This is a genomic window from Vibrio sp. 10N.286.55.E10 (assembly GCF_002872555.1).
Taxonomy (GTDB): Bacteria; Pseudomonadota; Gammaproteobacteria; order Enterobacterales; family Vibrionaceae; genus Vibrio; species Vibrio crassostreae.
In genome coordinates this window covers 57,921-84,048 of sequence record NZ_MCSD01000015.1, presented here as the reverse complement: position 1 = coordinate 84,048, position 26,128 = coordinate 57,921, and the positions used below count along the sequence as shown (strand labels likewise).

At 42.6% G+C, this 26,128-nt stretch carries 37 protein-coding genes; 15 read left to right on the top strand and 22 right to left on the bottom strand.

The features are described 5' to 3' along the window. Position 1 precedes the first annotated feature (1 nt). Positions 2–622: a cytochrome-c oxidase, cbb3-type subunit II gene (gene ccoO, locus BCV39_RS11065; protein ID WP_102431923.1), complete on the bottom strand. Its 621-nt coding sequence runs from the start codon at positions 620–622 to the stop codon at positions 2–4. An 11-nt stretch (positions 623–633) separates the two neighbouring features. Further along, positions 634–2,067: a cytochrome-c oxidase, cbb3-type subunit I gene (gene ccoN, locus BCV39_RS11060; RefSeq protein ID WP_102424429.1), complete on the bottom strand. Its 1,434-nt coding sequence runs from the start codon at positions 2,065–2,067 to the stop codon at positions 634–636. A 252-nt stretch (positions 2,068–2,319) separates the two neighbouring features. Between ccoN and BCV39_RS11055 the strand changes: the two genes are divergently transcribed. From BCV39_RS11055 to BCV39_RS11045, 3 genes are all read left to right on the top strand, one after another. Continuing rightward, a complete protein-coding gene (locus BCV39_RS11055; protein ID WP_102431922.1) occupies positions 2,320–2,685 on the top strand; it encodes a hypothetical protein in 366 nt (121 codons plus the stop codon). Positions 2,686–2,800: 115 nt separating this feature from the next. Next, positions 2,801–3,985: an FIST N-terminal domain-containing protein gene (locus BCV39_RS11050; RefSeq protein WP_048658752.1), complete on the top strand. Its 1,185-nt coding sequence runs from the start codon at positions 2,801–2,803 to the stop codon at positions 3,983–3,985. Next, complete coding sequence (locus BCV39_RS11045; protein ID WP_102431921.1) at positions 3,985–5,709, top strand: ATP-binding protein; 1,725 nt, start codon at positions 3,985–3,987, stop codon at positions 5,707–5,709. The genes BCV39_RS11050 and BCV39_RS11045 overlap by 1 nt, the downstream gene beginning before the upstream one ends. 150 nt (positions 5,710–5,859) lie before the next feature. On the opposite strand, the gene BCV39_RS11040 is transcribed toward BCV39_RS11045, so the two are convergent. Then, entirely contained in the window at positions 5,860–6,228 is a 369-nt protein-coding gene (locus BCV39_RS11040) for a DUF3693 domain-containing protein (protein WP_102431920.1), read from the bottom strand. Between the two features lie 134 nt (positions 6,229–6,362). Here BCV39_RS11040 and BCV39_RS11035 point away from each other — a divergent pair, with 134 nt between their 5' ends. The 11 genes from BCV39_RS11035 to BCV39_RS10980 all read left to right on the top strand — a co-directional run bounded on the left by BCV39_RS11035 (position 6,363) and on the right by BCV39_RS10980 (position 14,323). Further along, a complete protein-coding gene (locus tag BCV39_RS11035; RefSeq protein WP_102431919.1) occupies positions 6,363–6,554 on the top strand; it encodes a hypothetical protein in 192 nt (63 codons plus the stop codon). A gap of 2 nt (positions 6,555–6,556) precedes the next feature. Continuing rightward, positions 6,557–6,757, top strand: coding sequence for a hypothetical protein (locus tag BCV39_RS11030; protein WP_020699819.1), 201 nt, complete (start codon positions 6,557–6,559; stop codon positions 6,755–6,757). Then, positions 6,747–7,859, top strand: coding sequence for a replication initiation factor domain-containing protein (locus tag BCV39_RS11025; RefSeq protein WP_102431918.1), 1,113 nt, complete (start codon positions 6,747–6,749; stop codon positions 7,857–7,859). The genes BCV39_RS11030 and BCV39_RS11025 overlap by 11 nt, the downstream gene beginning before the upstream one ends. Beyond that, the gene (locus tag BCV39_RS11020) at positions 7,847–8,194 is read left to right on the top strand and encodes a DUF1293 family protein (protein ID WP_102431917.1); all 348 of its coding nucleotides are present in this window, start codon (positions 7,847–7,849) and stop codon (positions 8,192–8,194) included. Before BCV39_RS11025 ends, BCV39_RS11020 begins: the two co-directional genes overlap by 13 nt. Before the next feature lie 2 nt (positions 8,195–8,196). After that, positions 8,197–8,436, top strand: coding sequence for a hypothetical protein (locus BCV39_RS11015; protein WP_102431916.1), 240 nt, complete (start codon positions 8,197–8,199; stop codon positions 8,434–8,436). Then, positions 8,433–8,657 (top strand): hypothetical protein, encoded by a 225-nt coding sequence (locus BCV39_RS11010; protein ID WP_102431915.1) that lies wholly within the window; start codon positions 8,433–8,435, stop codon positions 8,655–8,657. The genes BCV39_RS11015 and BCV39_RS11010 overlap by 4 nt, the downstream gene beginning before the upstream one ends. Before the next feature lie 41 nt (positions 8,658–8,698). Beyond that, positions 8,699–8,899 carry a hypothetical protein gene (locus BCV39_RS11005; protein WP_048659345.1) on the top strand — a complete coding sequence of 67 codons (201 nt, stop codon included), beginning with the start codon at positions 8,699–8,701 and terminating at the stop codon, positions 8,897–8,899. A 130-nt stretch (positions 8,900–9,029) separates the two neighbouring features. Next, complete coding sequence (locus BCV39_RS23165; protein WP_198591306.1) at positions 9,030–10,754, top strand: hypothetical protein; 1,725 nt, start codon at positions 9,030–9,032, stop codon at positions 10,752–10,754. A 2-nt stretch (positions 10,755–10,756) separates the two neighbouring features. Next, entirely contained in the window at positions 10,757–11,098 is a 342-nt protein-coding gene (locus BCV39_RS10995; RefSeq protein WP_055319869.1) for a hypothetical protein, read from the top strand. After that, complete coding sequence (locus BCV39_RS10990; RefSeq protein WP_102431914.1) at positions 11,098–12,465, top strand: zonular occludens toxin domain-containing protein; 1,368 nt, start codon at positions 11,098–11,100, stop codon at positions 12,463–12,465. Before BCV39_RS10995 ends, BCV39_RS10990 begins: the two co-directional genes overlap by 1 nt. 493 nt (positions 12,466–12,958) lie before the next feature. Then, entirely contained in the window at positions 12,959–14,323 is a 1,365-nt protein-coding gene (locus BCV39_RS10980) for a hypothetical protein (RefSeq protein ID WP_017070461.1), read from the top strand. 221 nt (positions 14,324–14,544) lie between these two features. On the opposite strand, the gene BCV39_RS10975 is transcribed toward BCV39_RS10980, so the two are convergent. Next, positions 14,545–14,913: a phage protein gene (locus BCV39_RS10975; protein WP_016793470.1), complete on the bottom strand. Its 369-nt coding sequence runs from the start codon at positions 14,911–14,913 to the stop codon at positions 14,545–14,547. A gap of 350 nt (positions 14,914–15,263) precedes the next feature. On the opposite strand from BCV39_RS10975, the gene BCV39_RS10970 reads away from it, so the two are divergent. Further along, on the top strand, positions 15,264–15,686 hold the full coding sequence (locus BCV39_RS10970; protein ID WP_102431912.1) for a phage protein: 423 nt from the start codon (positions 15,264–15,266) through the stop codon (positions 15,684–15,686). Between the two features lie 125 nt (positions 15,687–15,811). Here BCV39_RS10970 and BCV39_RS10965 read toward each other — a convergent pair whose 3' ends face one another. The 18 genes from BCV39_RS10965 to BCV39_RS10890 all read right to left on the bottom strand — a co-directional run bounded on the left by BCV39_RS10965 (position 15,812) and on the right by BCV39_RS10890 (position 26,089). Further along, positions 15,812–16,669 carry a putative phage abortive infection protein gene (locus tag BCV39_RS10965; protein WP_102431911.1) on the bottom strand — a complete coding sequence of 286 codons (858 nt, stop codon included), beginning with the start codon at positions 16,667–16,669 and terminating at the stop codon, positions 15,812–15,814. A gap of 27 nt (positions 16,670–16,696) precedes the next feature. Next, the gene (locus tag BCV39_RS10960; protein ID WP_102431910.1) at positions 16,697–16,954 is read right to left on the bottom strand and encodes a translation initiation factor 1; all 258 of its coding nucleotides are present in this window, start codon (positions 16,952–16,954) and stop codon (positions 16,697–16,699) included. Positions 16,955–17,167: 213 nt separating this feature from the next. Continuing rightward, a complete protein-coding gene (locus tag BCV39_RS10955; protein ID WP_102432696.1) occupies positions 17,168–17,824 on the bottom strand; it encodes a RelA/SpoT domain-containing protein in 657 nt (218 codons plus the stop codon). Positions 17,825–17,834: 10 nt separating this feature from the next. Beyond that, on the bottom strand, positions 17,835–18,938 hold the full coding sequence (locus BCV39_RS10950; RefSeq protein ID WP_102432697.1) for an AAA family ATPase: 1,104 nt from the start codon (positions 18,936–18,938) through the stop codon (positions 17,835–17,837). 337 nt (positions 18,939–19,275) lie between these two features. Further along, positions 19,276–19,431 carry a hypothetical protein gene (locus BCV39_RS23160; protein WP_165887217.1) on the bottom strand — a complete coding sequence of 52 codons (156 nt, stop codon included), beginning with the start codon at positions 19,429–19,431 and terminating at the stop codon, positions 19,276–19,278. Then, positions 19,431–19,841: a hypothetical protein gene (locus tag BCV39_RS10945; protein WP_102432698.1), complete on the bottom strand. Its 411-nt coding sequence runs from the start codon at positions 19,839–19,841 to the stop codon at positions 19,431–19,433. The genes BCV39_RS23160 and BCV39_RS10945 overlap by 1 nt, the downstream gene beginning before the upstream one ends. After that, on the bottom strand, positions 19,838–20,266 hold the full coding sequence (locus BCV39_RS10940) for a M15 family metallopeptidase (RefSeq protein WP_102432699.1): 429 nt from the start codon (positions 20,264–20,266) through the stop codon (positions 19,838–19,840). The genes BCV39_RS10945 and BCV39_RS10940 overlap by 4 nt, the downstream gene beginning before the upstream one ends. Positions 20,267–20,313: 47 nt before the next feature. Then, entirely contained in the window at positions 20,314–20,754 is a 441-nt protein-coding gene (locus BCV39_RS10935; RefSeq protein ID WP_102432700.1) for a hypothetical protein, read from the bottom strand. Further along, positions 20,751–21,569, bottom strand: coding sequence for a hypothetical protein (locus tag BCV39_RS10930; protein WP_102432701.1), 819 nt, complete (start codon positions 21,567–21,569; stop codon positions 20,751–20,753). Before BCV39_RS10930 ends, BCV39_RS10935 begins: the two co-directional genes overlap by 4 nt. Then, positions 21,566–22,468, bottom strand: coding sequence for a hypothetical protein (locus tag BCV39_RS10925; protein WP_241904585.1), 903 nt, complete (start codon positions 22,466–22,468; stop codon positions 21,566–21,568). The genes BCV39_RS10930 and BCV39_RS10925 overlap by 4 nt, the downstream gene beginning before the upstream one ends. A 1-nt stretch (position 22,469) precedes the next feature. Next, positions 22,470–22,676 (bottom strand): hypothetical protein, encoded by a 207-nt coding sequence (locus BCV39_RS10920; protein ID WP_102432703.1) that lies wholly within the window; start codon positions 22,674–22,676, stop codon positions 22,470–22,472. Continuing rightward, complete coding sequence (locus BCV39_RS23155) at positions 22,676–22,813, bottom strand: hypothetical protein (RefSeq protein ID WP_170960649.1); 138 nt, start codon at positions 22,811–22,813, stop codon at positions 22,676–22,678. Before BCV39_RS23155 ends, BCV39_RS10920 begins: the two co-directional genes overlap by 1 nt. Before the next feature lie 10 nt (positions 22,814–22,823). Next, positions 22,824–23,093 carry a hypothetical protein gene (locus BCV39_RS10915; protein ID WP_048668538.1) on the bottom strand — a complete coding sequence of 90 codons (270 nt, stop codon included), beginning with the start codon at positions 23,091–23,093 and terminating at the stop codon, positions 22,824–22,826. Positions 23,094–23,102: 9 nt separating this feature from the next. Beyond that, the gene (locus BCV39_RS10910) at positions 23,103–23,924 is read right to left on the bottom strand and encodes a major capsid protein P2 (protein ID WP_048668537.1); all 822 of its coding nucleotides are present in this window, start codon (positions 23,922–23,924) and stop codon (positions 23,103–23,105) included. An 11-nt stretch (positions 23,925–23,935) separates the two neighbouring features. After that, a complete protein-coding gene (locus BCV39_RS23430) occupies positions 23,936–24,067 on the bottom strand; it encodes a hypothetical protein (protein ID WP_016787086.1) in 132 nt (43 codons plus the stop codon). A 105-nt stretch (positions 24,068–24,172) separates the two neighbouring features. Next, entirely contained in the window at positions 24,173–24,892 is a 720-nt protein-coding gene (locus BCV39_RS10905; RefSeq protein ID WP_241902312.1) for a hypothetical protein, read from the bottom strand. Continuing rightward, a complete protein-coding gene (locus tag BCV39_RS10900; RefSeq protein ID WP_102432704.1) occupies positions 24,861–25,400 on the bottom strand; it encodes a hypothetical protein in 540 nt (179 codons plus the stop codon). Before BCV39_RS10900 ends, BCV39_RS10905 begins: the two co-directional genes overlap by 32 nt. Before the next feature lie 449 nt (positions 25,401–25,849). Beyond that, positions 25,850–26,089: a hypothetical protein gene (locus BCV39_RS10890; RefSeq protein ID WP_102432706.1), complete on the bottom strand. Its 240-nt coding sequence runs from the start codon at positions 26,087–26,089 to the stop codon at positions 25,850–25,852. Positions 26,090–26,128: the final 39 nt, after the last annotated feature.

Genomic DNA, 26,128 nt, shown 5'->3' with positions numbered 1-26,128 from the left:
CTTATTTCATTGCGTGGCCAAGCGATTGAAGGTAAGCGATGATTGCATCCATCTCTGTTTTTCCTTCAACATCTTGTTTAGCGTTAGCAATTTGTTCGTCTGTGTAAGGAACACCAAATTGATTACGGAAGATTTCAAGCTTCTGTTTAGTCAATTTGCCATCAAGTACATTCTCAGCAAGCCATGGGAAACCAGGCATGTTTGATTCAGGAACAAGTTCACGAGGGTCGATAAGGTGAACACGGTGCCACTCATCAGAGTAACGTTCACCAACACGCGCTAGATCAGGACCAGTACGCTTAGAACCCCATAGGAATGGGTGTTCCCAAACGCTTTCGCCAGCTACAGAGTAGTGACCGTAACGTTCCGTTTCAGAGCGGAAAGGACGAATCATTTGGCTGTGACATACGTTACAACCTTCGCGAATGTAGATATCACGACCTTCCATTTCCAGAGCAGAGTAAACGCGTAGATTTTCTACAGGTTCAGTCGTCTGCTTTTGGAAAATAAGCGGGGTAATTTCTACTAAAGCACCAAAACTGATAGCAATAACGATAAGAATCGCTAGTAGGCCAACGTTCTTCTCTACCAACTCATGGCGATTATTTGAATTTGAGCTCATTCTAAATCTCCTTAAGCCGGTTGAGGGATAGCTTTAAGGCTATCTTTAGGTGCAGAAACAGTTTTGTACGTGTTGTATGCCATTAAGAACATACCAGATAGGAAGATGAAACCACCTAAGAAACGTACAAAGTAGAACGGGTAAGATGCTTCTACAGATTCAACGAAGCTGTAAGTTAATGTACCGTCAGAGTTAACTGCACGCCACATCAGACCTTGCATCACACCTGAGATCCACATTGCAACAATGTAGAAAACCGTACCAATCGTTGCTAACCAGAAGTGAACATTGATTAGAGATACAGAGTACATACGCTCTTGACCAAATAGTTTAGGAACTAAGTGGTAAACCGAACCGATAGAAACCATTGCAACCCAACCTAACGCACCAGAGTGAACGTGACCGATAGTCCAGTCCGTGTAGTGAGATAGTGCGTTAACCGTTTTGATTGCCATCATTGGGCCTTCGAATGTCGACATGCCGTAGAATGATAGAGAAACGATTAGGAAACGTAGGATTGGGTCGTAGCGAAGCTTATGCCACGCGCCAGATAGAGTCATAATACCGTTGATCATGCCACCCCAAGATGGAGCAAACAGAACCAAAGACATAACCATACCTAGAGATTGAGTCCAGTCAGGAAGTGCTGTGTAGTGTAGGTGGTGAGGACCAGCCCAGATATACAGAGACACGAGAGCCCAGAAGTGAACAATCGACAAACGGTAAGAGTAAACAGGGCGACCAGCTTGTTTAGGTACGAAGTAGTACATCATACCTAGGAAACCAGCTGTCAATAGGAAGCCTACCGCATTGTGTCCGTACCACCATTGCACCATTGCATCGATCGCACCGGAATAAATCGAGTACGATTTAAACGCAGATACAGGAACAGCCAGGCTGTTAACGATGTGCAACACGGCAACCGTGATGATGAAGGCTCCGAAGAACCAGTTCGCTACGTAAATGTGCGATGTCTTACGCTTAATCATGGTTCCGAAGAACACGATTGCATAAGCTACCCACACAAGAGTAATAGCAATATCTATTGGCCATTCAAGTTCTGCGTATTCTTTACCAGAGGTTAAACCTAACGGTAAAGTAATTGCAGCGGACAGGATAATCGCTTGCCAACCCCAAAAGGTAAAGGCTACGAGAGGGCCACCAAAGAGACGCGTCTGACAGGTACGTTGTACAACATAATATGATGTTGCAAACAGCGCACTTGTACCGAACGCAAAAATAACCGCATTAGTATGCAGGGGACGTAAACGACTGTACGTCAACCACGGCGTATCAAAGTTTAGCTGTGGCCAAACTAATTGAGCGGCAATCAAAACACCAACGCCCATACCGACAATACCCCACAAAATTGTAACTAGGGTAAATTGACGGACGACCGTATAGTTGTAGTTTTGTTCAAGCTGCTTTTCTTGGCTCATTTGCATGCTTCCAATTTCTTATTTACTACACTTTACTTCCAACACGACTCACGTCGTAATGCCACCCAAATTAGAAAAGGAAATTCAGCCTATTCAGGGCTTTATTTCCACTTGCTGATTTTAAAAAAAAGTGGCATTTTCAAAGCGACACTATACTTGAATTAACAAATCAATGACAGAGTAGTAACCTTACGCTTGGTCAGGAATTGGATTTTTATTTAAAAACTTTGAACTTTGTAACAAGGAGTAAAGATTATAATGGCGGCACAAAAGCTAACAAAAGGCAGGCTTGTTCAAATTATCGTCATGTTGGTTATTTTAATAGCTGCATTTACTTGGAGAACAGTAACATACGATAATGACGAAACAGTGAACTGTATCGTTTCAAAACCTTGTAAATTTGGTATTGATAATCATAATGTTTTAATTTCGGGCGATAATCTAGGGTATTCGATCGAAACATCTAAAACTGGCAAATTTATCATTAGCTATAATGAAAGCGGAATTCTGAAAGAAAAAGGGCCATCAGATTGGCTGTTACAAACTAATGATAAGACTTCCTCAATAACGGTTACATTTCCACAACAGGTGAGCACGTTTTCTGTAAACCTGTCTAAAGAGTAACAGAGAGAAAACTGGGGTACGCCTCGGTTCTTTTGATAGAAATATGTACCAAATCAGTGAAACACAATGCATTAAAGTGTTATAAAGAGAACATTAATAAAGTTTCCCAGAATCTATGAAATTTCTATCAAAAGTCTCTTACTCCCTAGACGATAAAATCGCAGTAGATGAGTTGCTCAGCGGGGTAGAAAACGCTGACGATATTGCTTGTCTCATTTGCTACTGCACAGAAGAATATTCGACACTCGCTGTTCAGAGATATTTCGTAGACGCTCTCCCTAACACTCCTGTACATGGCTGTACCACTTGTCACGGCATTATGACAGAAACTGGGTTTCATTCTGGTCCGGTAATTGGCGTACTCATCATTTATGACTCGGGAATCAACGCCTACGGTACAGGTATCGAGCACTTTAGCGACTCCATAGACCGCAGCACCTTCAGCGCGATCGACAAAGCACTTAAGAACGCCAACCGAGAGGGCGAAATCCCCGATCTTATCTTGCTGCATTCCACTCCTGGTAATGAAGAGAAGGTGATGGCAGCTATCGATAAAAAGTTTGGTACTGAGGTGCCTATTATTGGCGGTAGTGCTGCGGACAATCAGGTTTCTGGAAATTGGAGCATCTTCACCGAAGAGTCGCTATCTATAAATGGCGTATCTTTAACGGTGGTGTTTGCGTCTCAGTCAATCTATTCCTCTTTCAGTGCAGGTCATACGCCTACACGTTACTCAGGCACTGTGACTAAAGTACGAAATAGAATTTTGCTGGAGATAGACCATCGGCCAGCTGCCACAGTTTATAACGAATGGACCAATTTTCACCTAGGTGGCAGTGACGATGGCTATATCTTTGAAAAATCTTCTGTTTATCCTTTGGGGAGGAAAGTTGGCTCATCTTACAACTATCCGTATTTCAAGCTCTCTCACTCTATCCGAGAAACAGAGTGCAACGGGATCGAGCTCTTCACCGACATTAGTGAAGGTGACACCATCTATCTAATGCAAGGCTCTAAACAACAGTTAATAAGCCGTGCCGCTAATATCATTCATTCTTCTTATTACAACGATATGGATCTTGAAGAGAAGCTCGGAGCAATCAACATCTTTTGCGCGGGCCCAATGCTCAACCTAAAGCAAGATATGGAAGAGGTTTGCGAGCAAATAAATCAAGCACTTAATGGGCTTCCATACATATGTCCGTTCACGTTTGGTGAGCAAGGCAGGCTCTCTGGTGGCGAAAACGCACACGGGAATTTAATGGTATCGTCTGCAACGTTTTATAGGTTGAAAAAGTAATGGGTTCTGAAGGTCAAGAAGCGCTGCAAGAAGCTCGTATTGAACTGCAAAAACTAAAAGCCCGTGAGCGAAAACTGGCTGAAGAGAACAGAGTGATCTTATCAACCATCTCTGCGATCAGTAAGGCGAGTAACATATCTGAGATATTCTCTAGCCTTGAGTTTGTCCTCAAAAAATACATTAGGTTTGATGATTTTATCGTGGTATCAAGGGTAGGGAACGAAGGCAGTTTCAAAACCCTGCTAACCAATAACAAAGTCTTCGAACAAATGAATTGGAGCGATTGTGGCAAGCTATCGCGAGTTATCAATGGTGAATGCGCCATCCTTTTCGAACCCAAGTCTCTTGGGGAATTCAACTCTCTGCATCCCATTGTTCTCGACCAAATCAACTCCGTTCTAATTACGGGTATAGATAGCGGACTAACACAATCCGTCATCATCTTTATCCACTCTAATACCAAGCACTTTAGTATTGAAACCAAGGCCACATTAAACCGTTTCCGACCGTTGATAGAACGTGCTGTTTTCGATATTGAGAATAAAGAAAAGCTTGAGGCAACCGTTCGAGAACGTACAGCAGAGCTTGTCACAGCAAGAAAAGACGCCGAAAGAGCTAATAAGGCAAAGTCTGAATTCCTCGCAATGATGAGTCATGAATTAAGAACACCGCTAAACGCCATTATTGGCTTAATAGACACCCTCAAATCCACATCATTGAACAAAGAACAACAGTCTATACTACTCAACATGAGCACATCATCTGAGCTCCTATTGGCAATTATCAGTGATGTGTTGGATTTTTCTAAGATTGAATCTGGATGCTTCTCGTTAGCGCCTCAATGGAGCAACGTAAGCGACACTGTAACTTTTGTGTTGTCTGAACAAAAGAAGACAGCAGACGATAAAGGTTTGTCGCTAACCGTAACCAGCGATATCCCTGAGGGTGAACTTCATTATCTCGACCCAAGTCGTTTGGCACAAATCCTATTTAATCTAATTGGTAACGCCATTAAGTTCACTGAACGTGGGCGTGTCCATGTTTCTATCAAGTACCAGCAGAGTTCATTCTATATAACAGTAGAAGACACAGGGATTGGTATCAGCTCACAACAACTTTCGTCGCTGTTCAGTCCATTTGTGCAAGCTGATAGCACAATCACACGCAGATTTGGCGGCACAGGTTTAGGCTTGGCAATCACCAAAAGACTGGTTGAGCTGATGCAAGGGCGTATATCGGTAGAGAGTGAACCAGGAAAAGGTTCTAAATTCGAAGTACAACTGCCAGTACTAACCAGAGTCACGAACAATCTGGCCAACATTGAAGATAATGATTGTCCACGAGATTTAAGAAGCCGTTATTCAGTGTTAGTTGTCGAAGACAACCCAACCAATCAAATGGTGATCAAATTAATCCTAACGCGACAAGGCCACGAAGTTTTCATCGCCAGCAACGGTGAGGAAGCGATAGGCTTTGTGGAAAGAGCCAATGACTCGATAGACATTATTTTAATGGATGTGTCGATGCCAGTAATGGATGGATTAACCACAACCAAATACATGAGAGACGCGAACATCAAAACGCCAATTGTCGCGCTAACAGCACACACATCTGTTGAAGACAAATGTTCGTGCTTAGATGTTGGTATGAATGATTTCGTGACCAAGCCAGTAAGAACCAAAGAGATCACAGAAGCAATTGATCGATTGATGCTTGAAGTCTAATAAACGTATTCTTAATCGAAGATTAGGAAATATGTTTATTAGGTATTTTATGGTAAATAGCCTTACTGTTAAATAGAACATCGATTTGGTAGATAAACAAGAGGCAGGGCATCACATAAAGATACCTGCCTTATAAACACCAAAGTCAATTTAACATAATATACATAATACGCAGTTGGCTAGGGCTTCTTGAGTGGGCATCATCCATAACGCTAATCCACCACAAGCCATTGAAACGCCTGACATATTAAGTCCGTTAAACTTTTTTGCCATGTGTTCCCACATCTGCTTTATCTGTGGATTATCACTGCGGTCAGCGTGACAACCAAGCAATGCTACTTGCGGGTCTAACTTTGCATTTTCAGCCAAGAAAACTGTTTGTGAATCAGACAGATAGCGACGACCTTTCCTAAAATCACTGATTCTTTGCTGTGGAATGTTCATATCCATAGCTATTTGCTTGTCTTGAACGTAGTTTTGAGCCTTTTTATAGGCTTCAATCAGTTCATTTTGATACATGCTAAATCCTCCGTTTTCCTAATCATAGCTTATTAGTAACCAATTTTGGTTTATTGCAGTAACCAAATTTGGTGTATATGCTTTCTTCCGAGTAACCAATTCTGGTTATTAATTTGGCTTCAAGGTGGATTGCTATGTACATCGTTCAAGTTTGCTCTGGGATTCTCCCTCGATACCTTTCTCATTATCAAGTTACCGATATTGGTCTTACTCCTGTTATTACGGTTAACAAATCTAAAGCAATGCCTTTGACTGATGCTGATATTCAAGACGCTTTCAATAGACTTCTTCCTGCTTGGCCTCTAATGAAAGTGGTTGAGGCTTAATTATGGATTCTATCTACTTCGACAACGAACCCAATCACGGTATCAACGCCTATTTTCCTTGGGGTCATAACTTCTTTAAGACTCAGCGTGAGTTCTTCCAGTTCATGGAGGTTCATTACGGCATGGTGTCATTTCAGATTGTCGAAATCACCGATGAGAACTACCAAGAGCTTTTGGTTAAGGGTGTGTTCCATGCCATCTAAAAAGCCTCATAAGTTCCATGATGAAATTCGTCCGGTTCAAGTGGATCACTTAGCGTTTTCATTTTCGTACGGTTCGCTTAGACACTTGGACAACTCGAACGAACAAGACTTTATCAACATGCAGTTCCCTGAGTTTAAAAAGCAAAGCGTTAAAGGTCGCTTTAACTCATCAGAAGCTATAGAGAAATCAATTGAGTCACACCGTAACAAGTGTCGTAAGGTTTTAGCCGATAGGTTCGATGAGTTCATGGCAAAAGTCTTTAATTTCCGTCTGTCTCCTATGCGTGGCCGTGGTCTGCATGGCTATGAAGATTCAATGGTGATTTACGATTCTACGGGAACGGTTGAATGTGGTTTGGTGGGTGTTGGCGGCAACAACGATACGGTCTACGTACAAATCAATGGTACGGGTTGCGCTAAGTTGTTCGACTTCACCACACACAAAAAGGTGCATTGGTGGTTGTCGCTTTTGGGTATCACTCGCCTAGCCCGTTTGGATCTCTGCGTGGATGACTACACCGGAATCTTTGACTGTAAGTATGCTGAGAAATGTTTTTATGAGGGAGCATTTCGCACTGCTTCTCGTGGACGTGGTCCCACAATGGTTCCTCATAAGCGCGTTTCACAATCCGGTGAATTATCAGAGGAAGCTGTCCTTGTTGGCTCTCGTACCTCTGCAATTTATTGGCGTGTGTACAACAAGAAGTTCGAGCAAAACATCGCTGACCCTGAAGTGATTTGGTATCGCAACGAAGTGGAATTGAAGAAGTGTGATTTGGCACTACTCGCCTCGCCTGCTTCGGCCTTTGCTGGTCTGTGTGACTTCTCAGCAAGTATCGACCCTGCTGAACCGATGAAGATTGAGCTTAACAAAAAGAAAGCCGGTCTTGAGTTCTTTGCTCGTATTGCTTGGGTTCGTCGCCAATGTGGTAAAGCACTTTCTGAAGTTGTGGCAATGACTGAAGGTGACTTGGGTGAAGCATTCGGAATGCTCATTCCTACGCACCATAGACGCGCCAACTTTGAAACCTCGTTAGGCATTCCTGACGAATACACTAAACAGAAAATCGAAATTTTGGAGTCAAGAATATGCCTACAATAACTGGTATCTCTATCAAGCGTTTCCCGAAATCTAATATGGAGTTCGCGGAGCTGTCTGTCCTACGTGCTGTTGAAGAAGTCGATAACGAGAAGTTTCAGCAAACTGGTATCGGTTTCTCAACTGACATCCCTTACAACAAACAAGCTCTGAAAATTGATGTGGCCTACGCTCGTCAGCTTATCCAATCACGCGCTTTTGTTGCTAACCGTGAATACGAATTGAGCTTTGGTGCTAACCCAAATGATCCACTCGATATCTTGGTAAACAAACTTGTTCCTGTCGATGAAGAAGTCAAAAAGCACTTCGATAACTTTATGAAAACTAACAAGGCTTAATTATGGAAACGGTCGTTTATCAATTAACTGGCAATGATTTGGATGCACTGATTGAAGCTCTAATTATTACCATGGTCGTGTTCTCACTATTTGGTCGTGTTTGCTCGTTTGTAATTGATTGGATTGACCGCTTGCTCCTGACGAGAACTATCCGTGATTTAGAGGTTAAAAGAGACTTTCTTTTGTCTGAAATTGGCTCTCTCAATCGTCAAAAAAGCGCTTCAAGTAAGGCTGAACAATGAACTGCATTACGACCACTCGGCAAGGTTACTTAAGAACGTCAACCGACTTTGATTGTCAGCTCGTAATGCTCACAGATTCTGAATACAACAATTTAGTCTCTGCGTCTCAGTCTTTGAACATCGACAGTGAACTCTATACCGCTGTTTCAGGTTGGATTTTATTATCTTTCGTTTCTGGCCATGTGCTAGGACGAATCTTAAAAACTCTTGGCAAAGGCTAAGGGTCAACTTTTAGTAACACACTCTTAAAAAAGGAAATATCATGAAAAAACGTCTATTGGTTTTAGGTTCTACTGCATTTGTATCTGCTTCTTCATTTGCTGATAACACGGCAGTCGAGAAAGCCATTAATGATGCTGTAACGACTGGTCAATCTAACTACGGTTTGGTTGTGGTTGGTCTTATCGGTCTTGCTGCGATTGGCTTTGGTCTTCGCGCAATCATGAACTCTATGGGGAACTAATGGGAGACATTGTCTCTCAAGTCGTAACCGTCCTGTTTGGGGTGGTTATGGCTATGTCATTCGTATATGGCGTATATACGGGTATCAATGCCTCCTAGTTTGGGGGCGTTTTCTTATCTGGGGTTTTACAGTGAAACAATATCGAAAATACCTCTCTCTTCTTCTCGTCATTGTGGCTTTCAATTCCAACGCTTTGCAGTGTGGTGCGGGTGAAGTTGAGGTTGATGGCGTTTGCGTTAGTTCTTGTAAGATACTAGAGGGAACGGGAAAAAATTTAACGTGGGACTCTTATGTATGGGGTGATAATCCTCGCTCTTATTGCATTGGTGATCGCTCTACTGGTGCTGCTTGTAACATGGCTCCTAGTTCAGTTTCTATTTCTGTTGAAGCGGGACGCTGGACTAATAAGTTTTATTATACGGGTTCTACTTGTGGCTTTGACCAAATCAACCGCTATTCAGGTGACGTTCCTGAGCTCTTTCCATTTGAAGGTGATGTTAACCAAAATGGCGTTCAAGATGATTTAGAAGATTGGGATGGTGACGGCATTAAAAACGGCGAAGACCCTAACCCTTATAGCAATGACAACCAGGTTACGGATTCTGATGGCAATAATGTTCCTGACAATCTAGACGAATATTATGATTTGTTAGAAGAAACTAAAGAGATTCTAAATTGTAATGTTGAGTCTGAAGATTGTTCCAACTACAGATACATTATGAACAAACTGAATACTAACAATAGTAAGTTAATTCATATCATTTCTGAATTAAGTAAACAGAACTTAACTAAAGATGCGTTTAATCAAGCGGTTGCCGAGCTGATTAATACTCAAAAGACTAACGACTTATCTTTTGCTCACAAAATAGATTCTTTGACTGCTGCTCAAGGTGGTTTGGAAAACACCGTTAGAGAAAGTGTTTGGGCAGCAAGGCAAGATATAAAGAATCGTTTGGAAGACCGTTACAACCAGACGTTTTACAGGTTTGATGATTTGGAAGAATTAATCAACTCTAATGGAGGCGGCTCTGGTGGTGATGGCGGTCTGACTAAAGACCAAAATGACTGGCTTCTTGAGGCTTACCGAAGCAGCTTGTTTAATGAAGTAACGGTTAAGCAGCTTATGCAAGGTCAAGACAGTGAGCGTAAGATGATGACTGGTATGCATTACGCGGTTATTGACGCTATTGAATCTTCCGGCTCTGGCTCTGGTCTTACTGACCAACAAAAAACTCAATTAAGAAATGCAGCAAAAGCAAATGCTAATAATAAATTACTAAAAACCCTAGCTTCTGACACTTCTGATATCAAAGAAAAGGTTTCAAGCAATAACGCTATGATTGATGGCCTTTACTACGAATTTGAAGATGTTAATTCAAAAATAGATTCCTTGGGCTCTCCGGATTTATCTGGTGTCGAGTCCAGTATTTCTGATCTATCAGACAAAATCGACGGCCTTGAAACGGGCGATATGTCTGGGGTTGAAGGTAAGATTGACGAACTAATCAACGGCATCACTAACAATAATAACTTCGTTGAGCCTAGCTCTAGTTTCAATGGCGAAGGGTTTATTGTCACTCCAGACCAAATTGCTGAAGTTCAAAACGAAGTCATAGAAATCAAACAAGAAATGACCGACGAATTTGAAAAGTTCAAAGCGCTATTCTCTATCGATACCAGCTCTTTCAACAACGGTACTTACAAAGAGCACTCCTTAAATCTCAATGTTAACCATGCTGAACGCTCTTTCAAATCGGGCGTGCTCTCTGCCCTACTCGATAACGCCACACTCATCTCAGCTGTTGTGATGTTCTTGTTTGTTTTATCTGGAATCAGAATGTTAGGTAAGGATTAGTTATGGATTACATCTACTCTTTTATTGATTGGATTAGCTTACAGATGTCATTCATCACTGACTTCTTTAAAGCTATCCCCCAAATGACGCTAGACCTCTTTTCATACATTCAGATTTTCATGATTAAGATGAAGTTAAAAGCGGAATTGGAGTTTATCAAGCTCTCTTACAACTCGGCTCAAATCCTCTTAAAAGAGATCGGCTTTAACGACATTTTGTCCAAAGCTTTTAATGCTTTGCCTGACGAGTTGCGATTCTATGCGTTTAAGTTTGGCGTCCCTCAAGGCCTTGCCGTCTGGGCTAACTTCTTCACTACCGCTTTAGTAATGAGGCTCTCTAGATAATGGCTATTACCATAAGAACGGGGGCTAACGGCTCTTACAAATCTGCATACACGGCTTACTTCTCTATCTATCAAGCTCTAAAAGCAGGTAGAACAGTTGTAACTAACATCGAGGGTATGCAGCCCTTAAACGTCATTGAAGAACGATTTAATATCCAGTTTCCTAGCACCGCTAAACTCTTTCGTATTAGCTCTAGGGACGAATCTGGCGTTCACCTATGGACGCACTTTTTCTGTTGGTGCCCTATTGGCGCTCTGATTGTTATTGATGAATGTCAGGATATCTTCTCTAAAAACGTTGGCTTCGATATACGCAAAGTGAAGTACAAACCTTTGTCTGACTTCATCACCCAATCGCCTCGTGACGGTTTATTACCTAAAGACTACGAACGCTTTTTTAACTCTCGTTACACCCCTGCGAACATGGACGAGTTACAAGATTCTGAAATCGATGATAGAGGAATTGCTGAGTACGATTCTGAAGGCAGAATTATCTATCCTCACAGCTTCAATGAAGGATTCATGAGGCACCGAAAGTATGATTGGGATATCGAGTTGCTTTCACCTGACTGGAAGCAAATCGATTCAGGAATCAAGGCATGTGCAAACCAAAACTTCTTTCATAAGGGACGCGATCAGTTTTTCTGGACGAAACGAAATCCCTATATCTTGAAGCATGACAAATCGGTATCAACACCGGTCATTCCCAAAAAGAAAGACGTTAACTTAACCAACCAAAAAATCCCTCTAGACTCTTTCCTACTTTACAAATCTACGGGGACAGGCAGCGCCAAACAACAACTCGCTATGAATACGCTTTTTCGTAGCCCTAAAGCTATTTTGGTTTTCCTTTTATCCATATTCTGTTTCGGGTACATAATCTATGACTTATCCAATCGTTATTTTGAAACTACTGAGACGGTGGAGGAAGCGGGACAAGCAACGTCTTCAACTGCCGTTCCTAAGCAAAGTGAAACACTACCTAGAAAAAATAGTGAAACTTCTGGGGATGTATCTTCTAGTGGGGATAGCAGTAAAGGCACTGACAAAGATAGCCTTTCTCATGTTCCTATAGCTGAGGTGCTTCCTTTTGAGGGAATCAAGAAAGCGTTTGTAACGGGTGTGAACTTCGCTATTAAAAATGGCTCTATCGAACGTCACGTTAGCATCGAGGTGGAAGCGCTCGATGGTTTCTACTCGGTAAACGAACACTTTCTAAAAGCTTATGACATTACGTTTGACCGGATTGATGATTGCTTGTTGAAGCTGAACAGAGGCCAGCTGTCGAAGTTGATAACATGTAAGCCTTACGCAGCTGCCGCGGCCACTTTGCCAGAAGTGAGTCGAGCTGATGTAAGTTTGTTCTAACTAGCCCCGCAGGGATAAGAGAGTGCGAAGCGCGAACGAGGCACCGAGCCACACCGTAGAGGTTATTAGTCCGTATGTCTTATCTGGCGAGTGTTTCTAACTGCCAATGCCAATCTAAGTAGCACCCTCCCTCATCCTGCCAGAATCGCTCTTTAAGGCCTTACCACATCGGTAAGGCTTTTTTGTGTTCACTGGCTTTCTTTAAGATCATTTGAGTGTCGAAAAGGATCTCTTTTCAGTGCTGACGGACAACAAGTGAGGACGACGAAGACTGAGGAGGACGAGCGCGGCGGGAGGAAGCCAACCCCCGTGTTGTATCACGGGGGTAAATTCGACCAAACTATCAACCTTCACGGTACTCATGACCTAACCACTTTTCGTTTTAATGCTAAATTTATTGCTATTAATCAACCTCATATAACATTTTCATTGTTATATACTCAATTGAATATAAACTACACGAATATTATTCTTACTATTGGTATAGCTCTGCATGACCCAAACAAAAGCGGTAAAGTCTGGATATGAAATTTCATTAAGTAGTCAAAAATTCGTATCTTATTTAGAAACATTTGAGATACCTAAAGGTGAGACTAAGCAATTAAAAAAACTTAGAATTGACCTAGCTAGCCTACTTAATGAGTTAAAAGCTTTCATTGAAGCCTATCCAAAGCTTTCTTACGCAGATGAGTTTTTCCACTTGCAAAAAGTAGATACCAAACTAATGAATCTGTCGGTATGGGTTCCTTTCAACCTTCGGGATGGAATGAAGATTTCAGATTTAGGTATTCCTGAGGACGTTTGGGAGTCTTTTAAAGACAGACTTGAAGAATACAAAAACGATATTAAGCCCTACATGGTTAACCTCACACCGCCAGCGATAAAGAAAATGCACGATGAGGTTACGCTTCTAACTCATTCACTCAAAGAAATTAACGATGAGCAGAATGAATTGTCAACTACGCTAAAACAAGTTGAATTAAACAACATCAACTTAATTAAGAGCGCAGCTCTTGAAGCTTCTAAAGAACTAACCGAGTTAAGAAACTCCGCAAAATTAGAACTAGACGCTAATAAAGAAAAGTTACTTGATTCATTTGAGCAAGAAGTCAGTTCAGAAACCTCAAAATTAGGACAAGCCATACGTTCACTTGAGGACAAATTAGTAAATGAAATCACTGATATACAAGACTCATTAGACGCGAGAGTCGTAAGCTTAAACTCTGAACTAGAGAAGGCAATTAAAGTTGAAGTTAAAAGTTTTGCTAATCAAAAAAATAAACTCACTCAAGTACTAGGCTCATTAAGCGAGTTTAGACGAGCAAAATCCGATATATCCAATGCAGACTATCAGAGGCAACAGGCAGATAGCCTTCGCCGTTACGGTTTAAGTTCGATGCTGTTACCGTTATTAGCATTTGTACTGTTTTTCGTATCAATTGAACATCAGGAGGGTGCTTACTCTGCGATTGTCACCCTACCTAGTGATGTCTCAGGATATTTGATTAGGTTCTTAACCATCATCTTGTTTAGTTCGCCATCCGTTTATTTGCTCAAAGAGTCAGCTTACCATCGAAAACAAGAACTTGTTTATAGAAACAGAGGCGTGCAGTTAGGCTCAATTGGTGCGTTCTTGGAAGATGTCCCAGCAGAAGTTAAAACGACTATAAAGCAAGATTTGGTTAAAACCTTTTATGGCCCAGCTGATGGAAAAGCGGACGTTAGTAATGTTCCTGATATGGTGCAGCAAATTAAAGATGTCGCTTTGTTATCAAAGACTCTCAGTAAAATACATTCGCCGAAACAAAATACTAGCGACACTCCATCAACATCAACAAAGCCAGACAACAAAGGTTAAGTTTTGAATTGGCTTTAGATCAACCTGTATATAAAAAAGCCGAACCCACTCGATATAGGTTCGGCTTCCTTCTCCTTGATATGACCAAAAAGGAGGACTGGACATCTAAACAGGACGTGTCTTCACTCCAGTCAAAACAACCTTATCAACAAAGATTACTTCGTGCGCACTAAGGTAACTAGGCTTTGAATTGGCCTTGAGAAAACCATACTTTTCTAATCCTATTTCTTGATACTCGCTATCGCTCTAGCAAGACCCAGTAAATGTGTTGAAGTCTTAATTTCTAACTCAGATTGAATCCCCAATAGTGCAATTCCTGCCAATATTTGTTGCGGCCTAACCACTTGGCCTGTCGGCAGCTCCATTCTGTCGTATAACATTTTGAACTGCACCCAATCTTCACTAATGCTAAGTTCTCTACCTTTGGCCATCCGCATAAGTCTTTTGCATTCGGGAGGTATTGGTTTTCCCTCATCCCAACCTGTGACTGTTCTCACAGTTTTAAAACACAGTTCAGCAACCTCTTCCTTCGTCATTTGGCACTCTAACTCTCGAAAAATGTAATTCTTACTCATTTCGCGATACTTCAATGATAAAACCTCTAAATACAAGAGGTTGCACTGATTTTATAAGATATGCACCATTAAACATAATCAGACATAATACGCAGTGATGGCACGTGAAATCTGAGAGGTTTCAGTACCTTAGTCCTTGTGGATTTTGCACACCACGCCGAATTAAGTCCTTAATGTCGTTGGTTTTATGGAATTTGTCTGCACGTTTATGCGCGTTGAGTTTGATATTGTTGGCTATACTTGGTTTTCGTGTCTCTGATTCTTACGCTGACGTGTCGCCGTTTCCAGAGACTTTCTACTACAAACACACTTTATGAGGAGGAAAAAAACTTTGCACGCTTATCTTAATTTTTGAAGGAGATCACATGCTCACGCCACACTTTGCGGATCTCGTGCATCATCACTTTGATGATATCCACGACGCCGCGGCCTTTTTTCACGTTCAACCGATCACGGTCCAACGCTGGCTCTCAGGTGAAGTCCCTGTGAACCCGATGGCCGAAAAATTGATGAACATCCACGCTCGCGGTTATTTGCCCTTAGATCATCGTTGGAATGGATTTAAGATACACTTTGACCGTGCCACTTTGATCACGCCAGAACGACGCGAGTTTAATCCGAAAGAATTGCTCAGTTTTGCGTATTGGCGCGATGAACATCGTCAGCTCGTCGAACGCCACGGTCGAATTGATTCCCCAAAGTTTTACCCACCTAAGGAGCATCCGTTGCCATTTCGTGGCGGCCGCCGCATGCCAGCGAAGCCTTGGGTGCCTGCCAAATTCAAGTAACACTTCACGCAGACCTTAGGGAATTACCATCCGCATAATAAGAACCCAAAATGCCAAATCATGGTAATGAATTCCTATTGTAAGGTACCGAGAAAAAGGTATGACTCTCCTATCCCACTTTTAGTTTATCGCGTATTTTGGACACACACTTTAATCATATGCGCGTTCGTTTTACCAAATGCTCCTTTTTTATATTCACCGATTTCACAATTTTCAATTCCTTCGAGTTGGTGTAAATGTTCAAAAAATTCGTACTTTTCAATAAGAGGTTTAAACATCTCATTCCCCAAGTCGCTTAGGCAATTATAAAACAATAAACCAAGTTCATAGTCTGAAAGTTGGGCTCGCAGTAAGTTCGAATAAAACTTTTTATCTTCAACTTTAGATGAGTCAACATACTTTAGAATTTGATAAATATTTCGAAAGTAATGCCCGACCATGTGACCATAAACCTTATGGAATTTAAGATAATGCCCATTAATATCATTAGAGTACAAGCTTTCGTCACTACCAGGCAGGTGTTTAAACTCATGCAAAAAAGTGCCATTGACGAACCTCTCTTGATAAAGAGTCGAAAATACGTCCCTCCCATGAACGGGAGCCTTACTAGACCCAAAACCCCTCTCAATATTGAGAGCTTGTATTATTTCGTTATGGAGTAAAAGTAACTGAAAAAAGGTTGTTTCAAAGACTTGCTTATCCATAGCTTTAGTTTGCAGTTGAAACTCATCTTTCTGTGCTCTTATTTCAGCTCGAGTTGATCTCAGTTCTTGTGATTGAAGAAATATTGATACTATAATTCCGGCAAAGGCTAACCCTGAAAATAAGGTATTAAGGGAACCATAAGAATCACCAAATAATGCTCGCTTTTCATTACTGTCTACGCTAGTTTGAAAAGCTAATTGAACTAACTCTGGATATTTAAGCCAAGAAAAAATTATAGCTATTACGAGTAATAAAACCCCAATGCTAGATTTAATCATAATGACCTCTTTAAATAAATTAGGCACTTATACACTAAATTTAGGCTCACCGAATTTTTTTAACATTTTTTCAATTAACTGTAAATCATTGGAAATATTTTTTGTCTCTTCTGTAATATCTGGTTTCGCACCGATAGCGCCAACATACACTTTTCGATAAACGCTAAAAACAGCATCATCTGGCACAGGAACATCTTTTTTACCTTGAAAGTCTAGCTTTGTACTACCTTGAACCCAACCGATTGGAGTCAGGTGCATATATTCCCATTCGTTACTAAGTGCCATATTTTACTCCGTATTTCTAATTTACATATCTTTGTTAAAAATTTTCTAAACTAGAAGCAATGTAAAAAATCTAACCTTGTTATTTATTTAATATTTTCAGTTTAGAAAATTCCCTTATAAAAACCAACGGTTTATTAAACGGAAATGACAGTTAAATATAATTTAAAAGAGCTTATCCACTATCATTCCCTATTTAATTATTTTTAATAAACCTTATTGGTTGTGTGTTCTAAATATAGAATCAGCTAATCTTGTGCCAGTAGAAACCAATTTAGATAAAACTCTTAACTGTTCTTTGCATGAAACATTTTCTGTCGGGTGTGGGTAGTTAATTGTATGGTCAATTTCCCCCCAAATTTCTTCGAAAAGAGTTCTGACTTGTATTTCACAACAAATATTCGAGTTTTCCTTAGGCATAATCACATAATGAATACTGGTGTAATAAGAGTCTTTGATTTTAGGATCTAAACCAAGATCTTGAAAATAGCTTGTGGATTCTGGATCCCATGAATAAGCTACAGGACTCTCTTTTAAAAACCAGTCTCCACTATCCACTTGTTTTTGAATATGCTCATGTAAAATTTCGAATTGGTCTTGATACAGGTGGAGCACTCTAACCCCTGCTAAATCAGTAATCCTTTCAAATACATTATCTGGTGTAAGAGGGTCTTCATCATCCCATTTTCTCGTAATTTTATCTCGGAGATGGTCAGGATCTTTCAATCTACTTTTAATTGTGTAAATAATCGGGTTACCGTATTCATTGAGTTTTGGCTCTAATGTAAATGTATCAACAACACCATTCATAAAACGCTCAAAGTAGTGCTTTTCATTTTCATACGTTTCAACGATTTTGTTTATATCTTCCATGCTCATTTCATTACCCCAGTAGATCTATTCGTGAGAGTAAATCGTCACAGAAACTAATGTAACCTTGTCTTGTCTCCCTATATTTGTTCCCAGAACCACCCAAAGTACTTACGTGTTCTTTATCTAAATTAGGCAAGTCAGGTACAACCCACATAGGTCTATTATAATGTTGAGCCATGGAAGGGAATGTATTATGCGTATGCATCACTGAAGTCAAACCTATTGGTGATTCCATTAATTCTTGGGTTAGATGTGACCTCATTTCAGGTTGGATATTTTGTTCAATTGTAGCTGGTATTTTATTTGCGTAGTTGAGGTGAGCTTTAGCTAAATCCCATTCATTATATCCCGTATACTTTTTAGCGTTATATATTGTATAACCAAGGAAAGTTACAAAGTTATCAGGGAATACATGTCTTTTTTCATCTGATATCAATTTGTAAATAACATCAAACTCCGCCTTCCATGAACTAAGAGCTTTGCCAATGTTTTTTATACCATATAGACTGAATAAGTCAGGAGATGCTGGTACAAAAAAACCATCTACAGTGGAAATGATTACCTTATTTAGTGAACCTAAACTAGGTGATGTATCTATAATTACATAATCATATTCATAAAGTTCAGCATACTGTTCTGCTAAGGTTCTAATTTTGGTAATAGTTCTAATCGCTAAGGGCTCACCTCTGTATATATCAGTCCATCTACTAGCAACTTTTTCTTCATACAAGTGAAGTGTTAATCGTCCTGGGATGATATGTAGATTTTCGTTTAGAGCGATTGGAGGAGGCAACCTCTCATGATCGCCAGTACCTTCCTCTGTTGGTTTTAAGAGAAAATGAATACTTCTTGGCGAATCAATGATTTTTTCGTAGTCACTCTCTGGTAACTTACCTTTCGAAGCTTCAAACCCCTCATCAATGAAAGAATCTTCTGTTGCCCAAAGGTCGTGGATGTAGTCCTGTTTCAATGAATAGATAGTAAGGTTACATTGCGGGTCTGCATCAATGACTAATACTTTTTTTCCCATCTCTGACAGAGCATTAGCAACATGGTAAGTTAAAGTTGTTTTTCCTACTCCACCTTTGTTATTGAAAACCGATATTATTTTCATTTTAGTACTTTCCTGTATTGATACTTTAGGTGTAGGGTGCCCCCATAACCTATTAACAAAAATTAAACAGAATGATTCGCATTGAAATGCATTATCTTTCTACTCAGTCCGATTCATGGTAAATGATTATAACCATAAACCTCATCTATAACAGTGATTTAAATCATTAGCTGTAAAACTAAACGCTAAGCGCCTAATCCCTTATATATAGGATGTAAAATAAGCTACTTTGATAAAAAGTAGCTCTTAGTATTGGTTGCTTTATCGGCGTTTCTTGTAACGTTTTCGTGTGGTATTCGCCCTAACCACTCACCCGTTCTTGAGCGTGTAACCTTTCTTAGCCATTGGGGTCCTCTAATTTTCGTATCCGTTGCTCTTGGTCTTGTTGTACTCGTTTTATCCAGTTGATGTCCGTTTTCAAAGCTGCAATCGTGCCAAGGCTTGAGACTCCACCTGTAATTAGTGCAATGATTAACGCCTCGAGATACGCCATCACTTCGTTTTCCATCGTGATGCGTAGTATTCAAGTAGGTATCGCACCATGGCACGCATGCCTAGCGTATCGACAACAACGGCACCGACGACAAACCAATAAGGGTTAGGGATGTTCTGTAGTGCATTGAAGCCTTGTTCGACGTATGGCGCGTAATTAGGAATGAAAGACAAGATGAGAGGTACGAAGACGACTAACAGGATAAATTCATCCTTAACCCCCCTATCTCGAATGCTGATGTCATCAAGGTTACTGGCCTGCTCTTCGCCATTTTGCAATCGACGCACCCTCGCCTGATGCTTCTCATTTTCGAGTTCATCTTTACGCTTTAACGCCTTAGCTTTGTTTTGATTAAGCTGCTTATACGTCGCTACGCCACCGGTCACAAGATTCAGTAACGCGGTAATCATGTGTACACCAAACGATTCAATTCAACGTGTGGACCATCTCTAAGGCTTTTCCAGTCACCGCCCCAAATTATTGAGACTTCAAGCTCCCTAGCCGCTTGTTTAAAGGCTTTGCTGATCGCTTCGTAATACTTAAAGTCCCATGTCACCTTGCTGTTTTCATCGTAAGCCACGAAATCAATCGCATGGCCGGATTGATGACGACTTGGACGTTTGTGGCCGTCGAGTTGGCTCAAGCCCTCCTGATAGAGTTGGTATTGGCGTTTGGCGGTACGTAGCCCTTCCGTGATACCGAAATCGTATGGTGAGATCTGCAAAGCTCTACGGACAACTTTCTTCAAATCGCTATGTACACCGAGCATTCGAGCTTCACTGCGAGCAGACAACACAAAGTTGCTGACCGACTCATCGATGGTTTTCTTATTCATAAGATACACTCCAGCCAGTAAGCCACTGGCGAGTAACACTATCCATCTCATTCGTCCTCCGGTTTCACTAGGAGTCTCGAATGCAGCGTAACGCTGGCGTCTACGTTGGAGACGGTGATCTCAAGCTTGGTCGCGGCTTGCGGTTTGATAAGAAACAGTGGATAGCCATAAAGGGAATTCGAGGCAAAATACAGATACAAGAGACGAGAAGACACTTGCGTGTTGTTAGCCCTGAGAAATCTGATATAAACGATGCCAGGTTTCGCCAAAATCCGTGAAGAACTACTGCTCTGATTATGTGGCGTTGCTTGCGCTTGCTTAAAACGCCTAATGGTCAAATCGAGCAATTCGACATGGCTAGAAAGTGGGAACGTCGCCTTTCGACGTGAGCCGAAAATGAATTTCATCTGATTGTCGTGTTTTGCTTCCACGTTCAACAAATCATCATTAGGGCTCTTAGGCTCAGGATTGGTTAATGACAGCATCATAGCGCTTCTCCTACTTTAAGGCGGTCGCTTGCGGTACCTTTCAAGCTAACGGCTTGATTGGTGTTGAGCATCAAATGCCCGCCCGGGCGTAACTCCAAGAAACCTTGAACGATGACTGTGCCTTCATTGGTGGCCAGAGCTTGTAAGATGAGCGCCTTTCTCGCGCTTTTCTCTTGAATGCGTTGATAGCCTCCCGTCATTAACAAGGTGCCATTGCCAATTCTGGCGAACGTCACACGTTCCGGCTCTGACGTGACTTTCAGTTCACTATTGGTGATGGTCGCTTGCACGTTTAGTGACGCATTTCCGATCTCAACATTTACCGGTTGTTGAATACGTTCAACGGTCAACGGCTGTGTGATTTGGTCGACGGTGACCGGCTCGGCCACTCGATTGACATTGACCGGTGTTTGAATCTGACTAATCGTGGTAGGTGTTTGTATTTCCGATACTTTTAAAGGAGTTACAATGTCACTAACCTTAACCGGATCGAGCAGTTTTCTAACGTTTATTGGCTTTTCAATTTCACTGACTAACAGCGCATTGTTGACGCTGATTTTCTGAGCCTTGGTCATGATCAGTAAATCCGACACTTGGTATTCAAAGGTCACATCTACGGCTTGATGATTGTGTAATTCGAGCTTATCTAATGCTGAAACATCAACGGTGTCACCACCAAAGATCTCAACGGGACGTATCGTATCGCCCTGCAGCAGTAACGAGTGTGTAGTATCGCGTAATATAAGGTACTTACCGGACTGACCCGCGTTAAACGTTAATGTGTGATCGGGTTTAAGAGTGTGAGTCTGTTTCATGATGAGCGCCCTGCCATCAAAACACCGATCGTGATAATGGTGCCGATGATCCCCATTGTGAGAGACAGTTTCTTCAACATTGAATTGTCCGATTCTGAGGTGCCGGTTTGTTCCCGCGATTTAGCACCATCGGCCAAAGCGATCGCCGCTTTGGTGGTTTCCGTTTGTTGGCCTGCCATCGACTTGATTGAATCAATCGCGTATTGGCTCACTTCGGATTGCTCTTCAAGCGCAGAAGCCCCAAAACCAAATGCTTCATCAACGGTGTTATCGACCATGTTCAGTGAATCTCCGACTACTGATTCATTGACTCTCAAGGCTTGGGTGCCAAAATCAAACGCTTCTTCTGCAGTCCGTCCAGCAATGGCCATTGCGCCATGATCGGTCATAGTCAAATTGATGTCCGAGTCACTCACGCCCGACATCATCACGCCGGTATTATCGCCACCCACCGCGGCACTGCTGCTGGTATTCGTGGTCGTTGTGGTGCTGCTTTGACGACTTCTCGAAGAACTTCTTCCACCCATATCCGCTAACCTTATTTGTAAAACTCGCTCATCACCGTGACGTTCTATTTCGTGAACCGGTAATTTCAATCGTCTTGCAATGAATCGCTCGGCACCGTCACGATAAAAATGCGCTCGCACCGAATCAAAGCCATGCTGTTTAGCATGCTCAACGGCGGCCAACGTGCCGGTGGCCATATCACCCGACAAACCGACAACAACCAGTTCTTTGGTACTATTTTTAAGTCTTTCGCCACGCAACAACATGACAGTGTCACTTATTTGATACGTCGCCTCTAAGCCTTGTGCAACCTCAGTTTGTGCTTGTTCGTAGTAGTCTCGAAGCACCGGCTTTAACTGTTGATGAACCTGTTGCCATGTCGCCGGTCGCAAACTAGCGTTTTGACAGCACATACAAGGCAAATAACGCCATCAATACAATGAACCACCACGGCATTCCTTTGGATTCACCGAGGCTGATGTGCCCGCCTTCGAATCCACTGTTGTTCGTAGTGTTACCTGCCGTTCCAGAGGTCGCAGGCCCTGCCATACCGCCTTGCAAACCGCCGCCACCCGTCAGTGATGTTAATGATCCGAGCATCATTGCCCTCCTTTAAACCAAATCCATGAGGCAATGATGAGCGCCACAAACAACACTTTGGTTATTCCTTTGCTCGCGCTGATCCCGATGAGACTGCCCGCGCCTACGCCACCTAACACCCACAACACTAATGGCATGACCTTCTCCCTATTTTCGAAATGCGAGTACGCCCAATAACAGAACCACCATCAAACCAATTCCGCCACCGACATACAGCAAGGTTTGATCAACCTGACGTTGCCCTTGAGGTGTAGTCACGGCGTTCCCTCTGTCATCGACGACAGGATGATTCGGTTGTTGGGTCTTATCTGGGTTAGTTGATTGGTCATTACTCGGAAAAAGCCACGACGCGTTTTCCCCTACAGAATCCAAAGCACCCGAACCAAACTCTAAGAGATCATCAAAGAAGCTTTTCATCGCCGTTCCTTATCCCGTGCCACTTTGCAGCACTTCAGGACGTGTGACTTTTACCGATTCCACTAAGATAGGTATCGATCCAGGGACATCCGTTGTCGTGACAGAAAACTTGAGATTCGAGCTGTGTTGCGTTGGAAACAACTCATCAATAGAGAACCCACGAACAATTGGGTCAAAATGGAAATAACCGTCTTGTGGCGTACGCTGATTACGCTTGGCATTGGCCTCTGAAATAAAGGTGTTGGCTTCGTACTCTTTGACAAAATCACGCTCTATCTCGAGTTTGCTGATGTTGTCGTGCATAAAATGCATGCGCCTGATGCTGATAAGTGGACTCGTCACCAAGTTGGTGAACTCATTCTCACCTTGAGCATTGGCTGGCATGGTTTCGCGTTTGATCATTGGAACCAACACACGCATGGCTTGCGAATTACTCACCCATGCATGGACTTGAATCGACAATGCTGCGGCATTGGCCGCCTTGCTTTTGAACTGGATATCGAGGTGAATGTTATCGCCAAGTTCCGTCACTAAACCGGTGTAACGCACTCCGTTTTTTGTTCGCGCCACAATGTCACTGAACGGGATAACAAAATGCCCCGCAATGGCATCACGTCGCTTATAACGCTCTAGCATCAACAGCTCTTCGCCACTCAGGACATAGATCTCTTCAGCATTGAGCGTGATCGCGATGCGTAACATATCTGCCGCGCTCGCGTTGGTTTCGAGAATAAGTTCGTGGTATGTCGGGCCATTAGGGATAGGCAACGTGCCTTTCTGTCCCCACGACGCGCCAACCATCGAATTGAGTTTGATTGGTTTGACTGACATCGTGATCCCCTTTAGAACCAGCCAGAACGACCGAGTAACTTATCTAGGCCACCGACTTTATTATTCACGGCAAAGACGATTGCACCCGTCGTTACCGCCGCAATTCCGGCGACAATCGCCACGTTTTTCACATTCAATCTCATGGGAGTTCCTTTGGAATGATTGATGCTGTTAACGTGGCTCTTTCATATCAGAATCACCAGTGCCTAAAGCCTGTTAGGTAAAGGGTTTAACCTATTAGGTTACCTCTATCGGTTTGGGTAGATTTTACCTTGCTGCCATTTCCCTAAACCCGGGGATTTGAGGATGTAATCGGCGAACTTTTTACGCCCTAAATGCTCACGGTCAACGCAGCTTTGCAGTGAAAGAATGGCGTCGATTGGAATGTCGAAATACTCAGAGATGTACTTAGCGTTACGCCTTGAACTGACAGCCCCCACATACACATACTTGGATTCATCAAGCACAGTCTTTGGCACTTCTTGGCCACGTTGAAACGTTGCATGCATAACCAAACCAAATCCGCGCCCACCGGTCCATAACTCGCCAGCAATGCCATCGAGTTTGGACGGTGAATGCGTGAACTTGGCTAACTCTTCAATCACGCAATGCAGCTTTTTAGGATGGTGGCCATTACCCAATGACCACACCATATTAGCGAACTGCTCAAGGTTCTCGCGCGTCCTGTCTTGCTCAACCAACGCCAAACGAAACGCGGCCTTTTTCTTACGGGCAAACCACGCTTTATGATAGAACTCATCGAAGCTGTAACACGCTTGCACGCGACCACCTTTAAGTGGCGCCTCAAGATGCTCACTATAGGGATCAAACATCACCACTTGAGACTGGCGCTCAATGAAGTTAAGCCGGCGAATGGCCGTGGTTTTACAGCTGCCCGTCGTCCCCATATAACAAACATGCTCGGCATTGTGGGCGTTATTCTTGTTCACTGGATTGGGTAACTTCACCGTCAGCCTCCTGTGGCGTTTCGGGCTCGGTTGCCTCCATTTGGGGTTGCTTCAATTGACGCACTTGTTTGGCACATCCGCCGATCAAGGTCATTGAAGCCATGGCAAAGATGAATTCACCTTGATATTGCCCGAACCATTTCAATCCTACGGGGCCGTATTTTTGGAGCATTGGCGAAGCGGCGTCTAACCACTGATTACCGGCTTGGGTTTCAATTTCAAATGGCACATCGAACACACTGGCGACGGTCATTTCCACCACGCCCAAGCCATACGACAACATCATGCGCGCGTCTTCTTCACCGAAGCTGATCCCTTCAGATATTGATTCTGGCTCTTGAGGATCTTCTGATTGTTCCGTTTGCTCTCGTTCTTGTCTCAACGCCTTCACCGCCTCTAAGGCTTGTTGATCACGTTCTTGTCTCAACGCCTTCACCGCCTCTAAGGCTTGTTGATCACGTTCATCCAAGACGTTGTCATCATGGGTGGTTGTCGTTTCAATGTTCATGGCTGATTCCTGATTTTTTTCTGGTCGATAACGCGATCCACAAGAGGCAACACGTTCCAATTAATCCCAATAATGACCAACCTAACCGAAGATTTGTGGTTTCGGTGGTTACGCTCTTTGACGGTTCAATCACGCTAGAAGCCTTATCTGGCTTGGTTTCGTTGAGTTTCGATGATGGCGTTGGGTTAGACTTACCACCACTGGATGCATAACCAGTGGTGGCTTTTTCTGGACTGGAAACCATGTGGTTTGTTAACCAATCTTGAAACGGTTTGCCTGCACTTTGGTTGGTTTTGCAACGTGGACATATCGTATAAAGCTGGCCGAGCCGACGCTTATTTTTGGGCGGGTCGCCTCCTTCAAGGATTTTGTGCTCGCCAACGGCGTGTATCGTGCACACTTCACCGCACCCGTGTGTTGGGCACGCAATGTAGCCTTTGATTGGATTCTTACTGGCCATGCTTCGCCTCCAACTCACACAATCTAAGATGGAAGTTTTCCATGAGTGCTTTGAGTAGTTGAGTCGACGTGGCGATGTGGTGGCTGGCTTCTTGCGCCGCTTGGATAGCAACTAAGGGCTTTTTCAAAGCCGAGATACTGTCCCAGTCGGGTACCGACTGAGAGAGCGTCTGTTGTACGCTCTCCAGATCCCTAACCAATTGATGGTAAGTCTGTTGATGGTGATTCATTGTCTTTTCCTCTGTCTCACGACGTTGGTGTGTCCCTGT

What these genes read in the sequence shown, in the direction of transcription:
- ccoO (WP_102431923.1), bottom strand. Translation starts at nt 622, where the DNA reads ATGAGCTCAAATTCAAATAATCGCCATGAGTTGGTAGAGAAGAACGTT.
- ccoN (WP_102424429.1), bottom strand. Translation starts at nt 2,067, where the DNA reads ATGCAAATGAGCCAAGAAAAGCAGCTTGAACAAAACTACAACTATACG.
- BCV39_RS11055 (WP_102431922.1), top strand. Translation starts at nt 2,320, where the DNA reads ATGGCGGCACAAAAGCTAACAAAAGGCAGGCTTGTTCAAATTATCGTC.
- BCV39_RS11050 (WP_048658752.1), top strand. Translation starts at nt 2,801, where the DNA reads ATGAAATTTCTATCAAAAGTCTCTTACTCCCTAGACGATAAAATCGCA.
- BCV39_RS11045 (WP_102431921.1), top strand. Translation starts at nt 3,985, where the DNA reads ATGGGTTCTGAAGGTCAAGAAGCGCTGCAAGAAGCTCGTATTGAACTG.
- BCV39_RS11040 (WP_102431920.1), bottom strand. Translation starts at nt 6,228, where the DNA reads ATGTATCAAAATGAACTGATTGAAGCCTATAAAAAGGCTCAAAACTAC.
- BCV39_RS11035 (WP_102431919.1), top strand. Translation starts at nt 6,363, where the DNA reads ATGTACATCGTTCAAGTTTGCTCTGGGATTCTCCCTCGATACCTTTCT.
- BCV39_RS11030 (WP_020699819.1), top strand. Translation starts at nt 6,557, where the DNA reads ATGGATTCTATCTACTTCGACAACGAACCCAATCACGGTATCAACGCC.
- BCV39_RS11025 (WP_102431918.1), top strand. Translation starts at nt 6,747, where the DNA reads ATGCCATCTAAAAAGCCTCATAAGTTCCATGATGAAATTCGTCCGGTT.
- BCV39_RS11020 (WP_102431917.1), top strand. Translation starts at nt 7,847, where the DNA reads ATGCCTACAATAACTGGTATCTCTATCAAGCGTTTCCCGAAATCTAAT.
- BCV39_RS11015 (WP_102431916.1), top strand. Translation starts at nt 8,197, where the DNA reads ATGGAAACGGTCGTTTATCAATTAACTGGCAATGATTTGGATGCACTG.
- BCV39_RS11010 (WP_102431915.1), top strand. Translation starts at nt 8,433, where the DNA reads ATGAACTGCATTACGACCACTCGGCAAGGTTACTTAAGAACGTCAACC.
- BCV39_RS11005 (WP_048659345.1), top strand. Translation starts at nt 8,699, where the DNA reads ATGAAAAAACGTCTATTGGTTTTAGGTTCTACTGCATTTGTATCTGCT.
- BCV39_RS10995 (WP_055319869.1), top strand. Translation starts at nt 10,757, where the DNA reads ATGGATTACATCTACTCTTTTATTGATTGGATTAGCTTACAGATGTCA.
- BCV39_RS10990 (WP_102431914.1), top strand. Translation starts at nt 11,098, where the DNA reads ATGGCTATTACCATAAGAACGGGGGCTAACGGCTCTTACAAATCTGCA.
- BCV39_RS10980 (WP_017070461.1), top strand. Translation starts at nt 12,959, where the DNA reads ATGACCCAAACAAAAGCGGTAAAGTCTGGATATGAAATTTCATTAAGT.
- BCV39_RS10970 (WP_102431912.1), top strand. Translation starts at nt 15,264, where the DNA reads ATGCTCACGCCACACTTTGCGGATCTCGTGCATCATCACTTTGATGAT.
- BCV39_RS10965 (WP_102431911.1), bottom strand. Translation starts at nt 16,669, where the DNA reads ATGATTAAATCTAGCATTGGGGTTTTATTACTCGTAATAGCTATAATT.
- BCV39_RS10960 (WP_102431910.1), bottom strand. Translation starts at nt 16,954, where the DNA reads ATGGCACTTAGTAACGAATGGGAATATATGCACCTGACTCCAATCGGT.
- BCV39_RS10955 (WP_102432696.1), bottom strand. Translation starts at nt 17,824, where the DNA reads ATGGAAGATATAAACAAAATCGTTGAAACGTATGAAAATGAAAAGCAC.
- BCV39_RS10950 (WP_102432697.1), bottom strand. Translation starts at nt 18,938, where the DNA reads ATGAAAATAATATCGGTTTTCAATAACAAAGGTGGAGTAGGAAAAACA.
- BCV39_RS23160 (WP_165887217.1), bottom strand. Translation starts at nt 19,431, where the DNA reads ATGGCGTATCTCGAGGCGTTAATCATTGCACTAATTACAGGTGGAGTC.
- BCV39_RS10945 (WP_102432698.1), bottom strand. Translation starts at nt 19,841, where the DNA reads ATGATTACCGCGTTACTGAATCTTGTGACCGGTGGCGTAGCGACGTAT.
- BCV39_RS10940 (WP_102432699.1), bottom strand. Translation starts at nt 20,266, where the DNA reads ATGAATAAGAAAACCATCGATGAGTCGGTCAGCAACTTTGTGTTGTCT.
- BCV39_RS10935 (WP_102432700.1), bottom strand. Translation starts at nt 20,754, where the DNA reads ATGATGCTGTCATTAACCAATCCTGAGCCTAAGAGCCCTAATGATGAT.
- BCV39_RS10930 (WP_102432701.1), bottom strand. Translation starts at nt 21,569, where the DNA reads ATGAAACAGACTCACACTCTTAAACCCGATCACACATTAACGTTTAAC.
- BCV39_RS10920 (WP_102432703.1), bottom strand. Translation starts at nt 22,676, where the DNA reads ATGCTCGGATCATTAACATCACTGACGGGTGGCGGCGGTTTGCAAGGC.
- BCV39_RS23155 (WP_170960649.1), bottom strand. Translation starts at nt 22,813, where the DNA reads ATGCCATTAGTGTTGTGGGTGTTAGGTGGCGTAGGCGCGGGCAGTCTC.
- BCV39_RS10915 (WP_048668538.1), bottom strand. Translation starts at nt 23,093, where the DNA reads ATGAAAAGCTTCTTTGATGATCTCTTAGAGTTTGGTTCGGGTGCTTTG.
- BCV39_RS10910 (WP_048668537.1), bottom strand. Translation starts at nt 23,924, where the DNA reads ATGTCAGTCAAACCAATCAAACTCAATTCGATGGTTGGCGCGTCGTGG.
- BCV39_RS23430 (WP_016787086.1), bottom strand. Translation starts at nt 24,067, where the DNA reads ATGAGATTGAATGTGAAAAACGTGGCGATTGTCGCCGGAATTGCGGCG.
- BCV39_RS10900 (WP_102432704.1), bottom strand. Translation starts at nt 25,400, where the DNA reads ATGAACATTGAAACGACAACCACCCATGATGACAACGTCTTGGATGAA.
- BCV39_RS10890 (WP_102432706.1), bottom strand. Translation starts at nt 26,089, where the DNA reads ATGAATCACCATCAACAGACTTACCATCAATTGGTTAGGGATCTGGAG.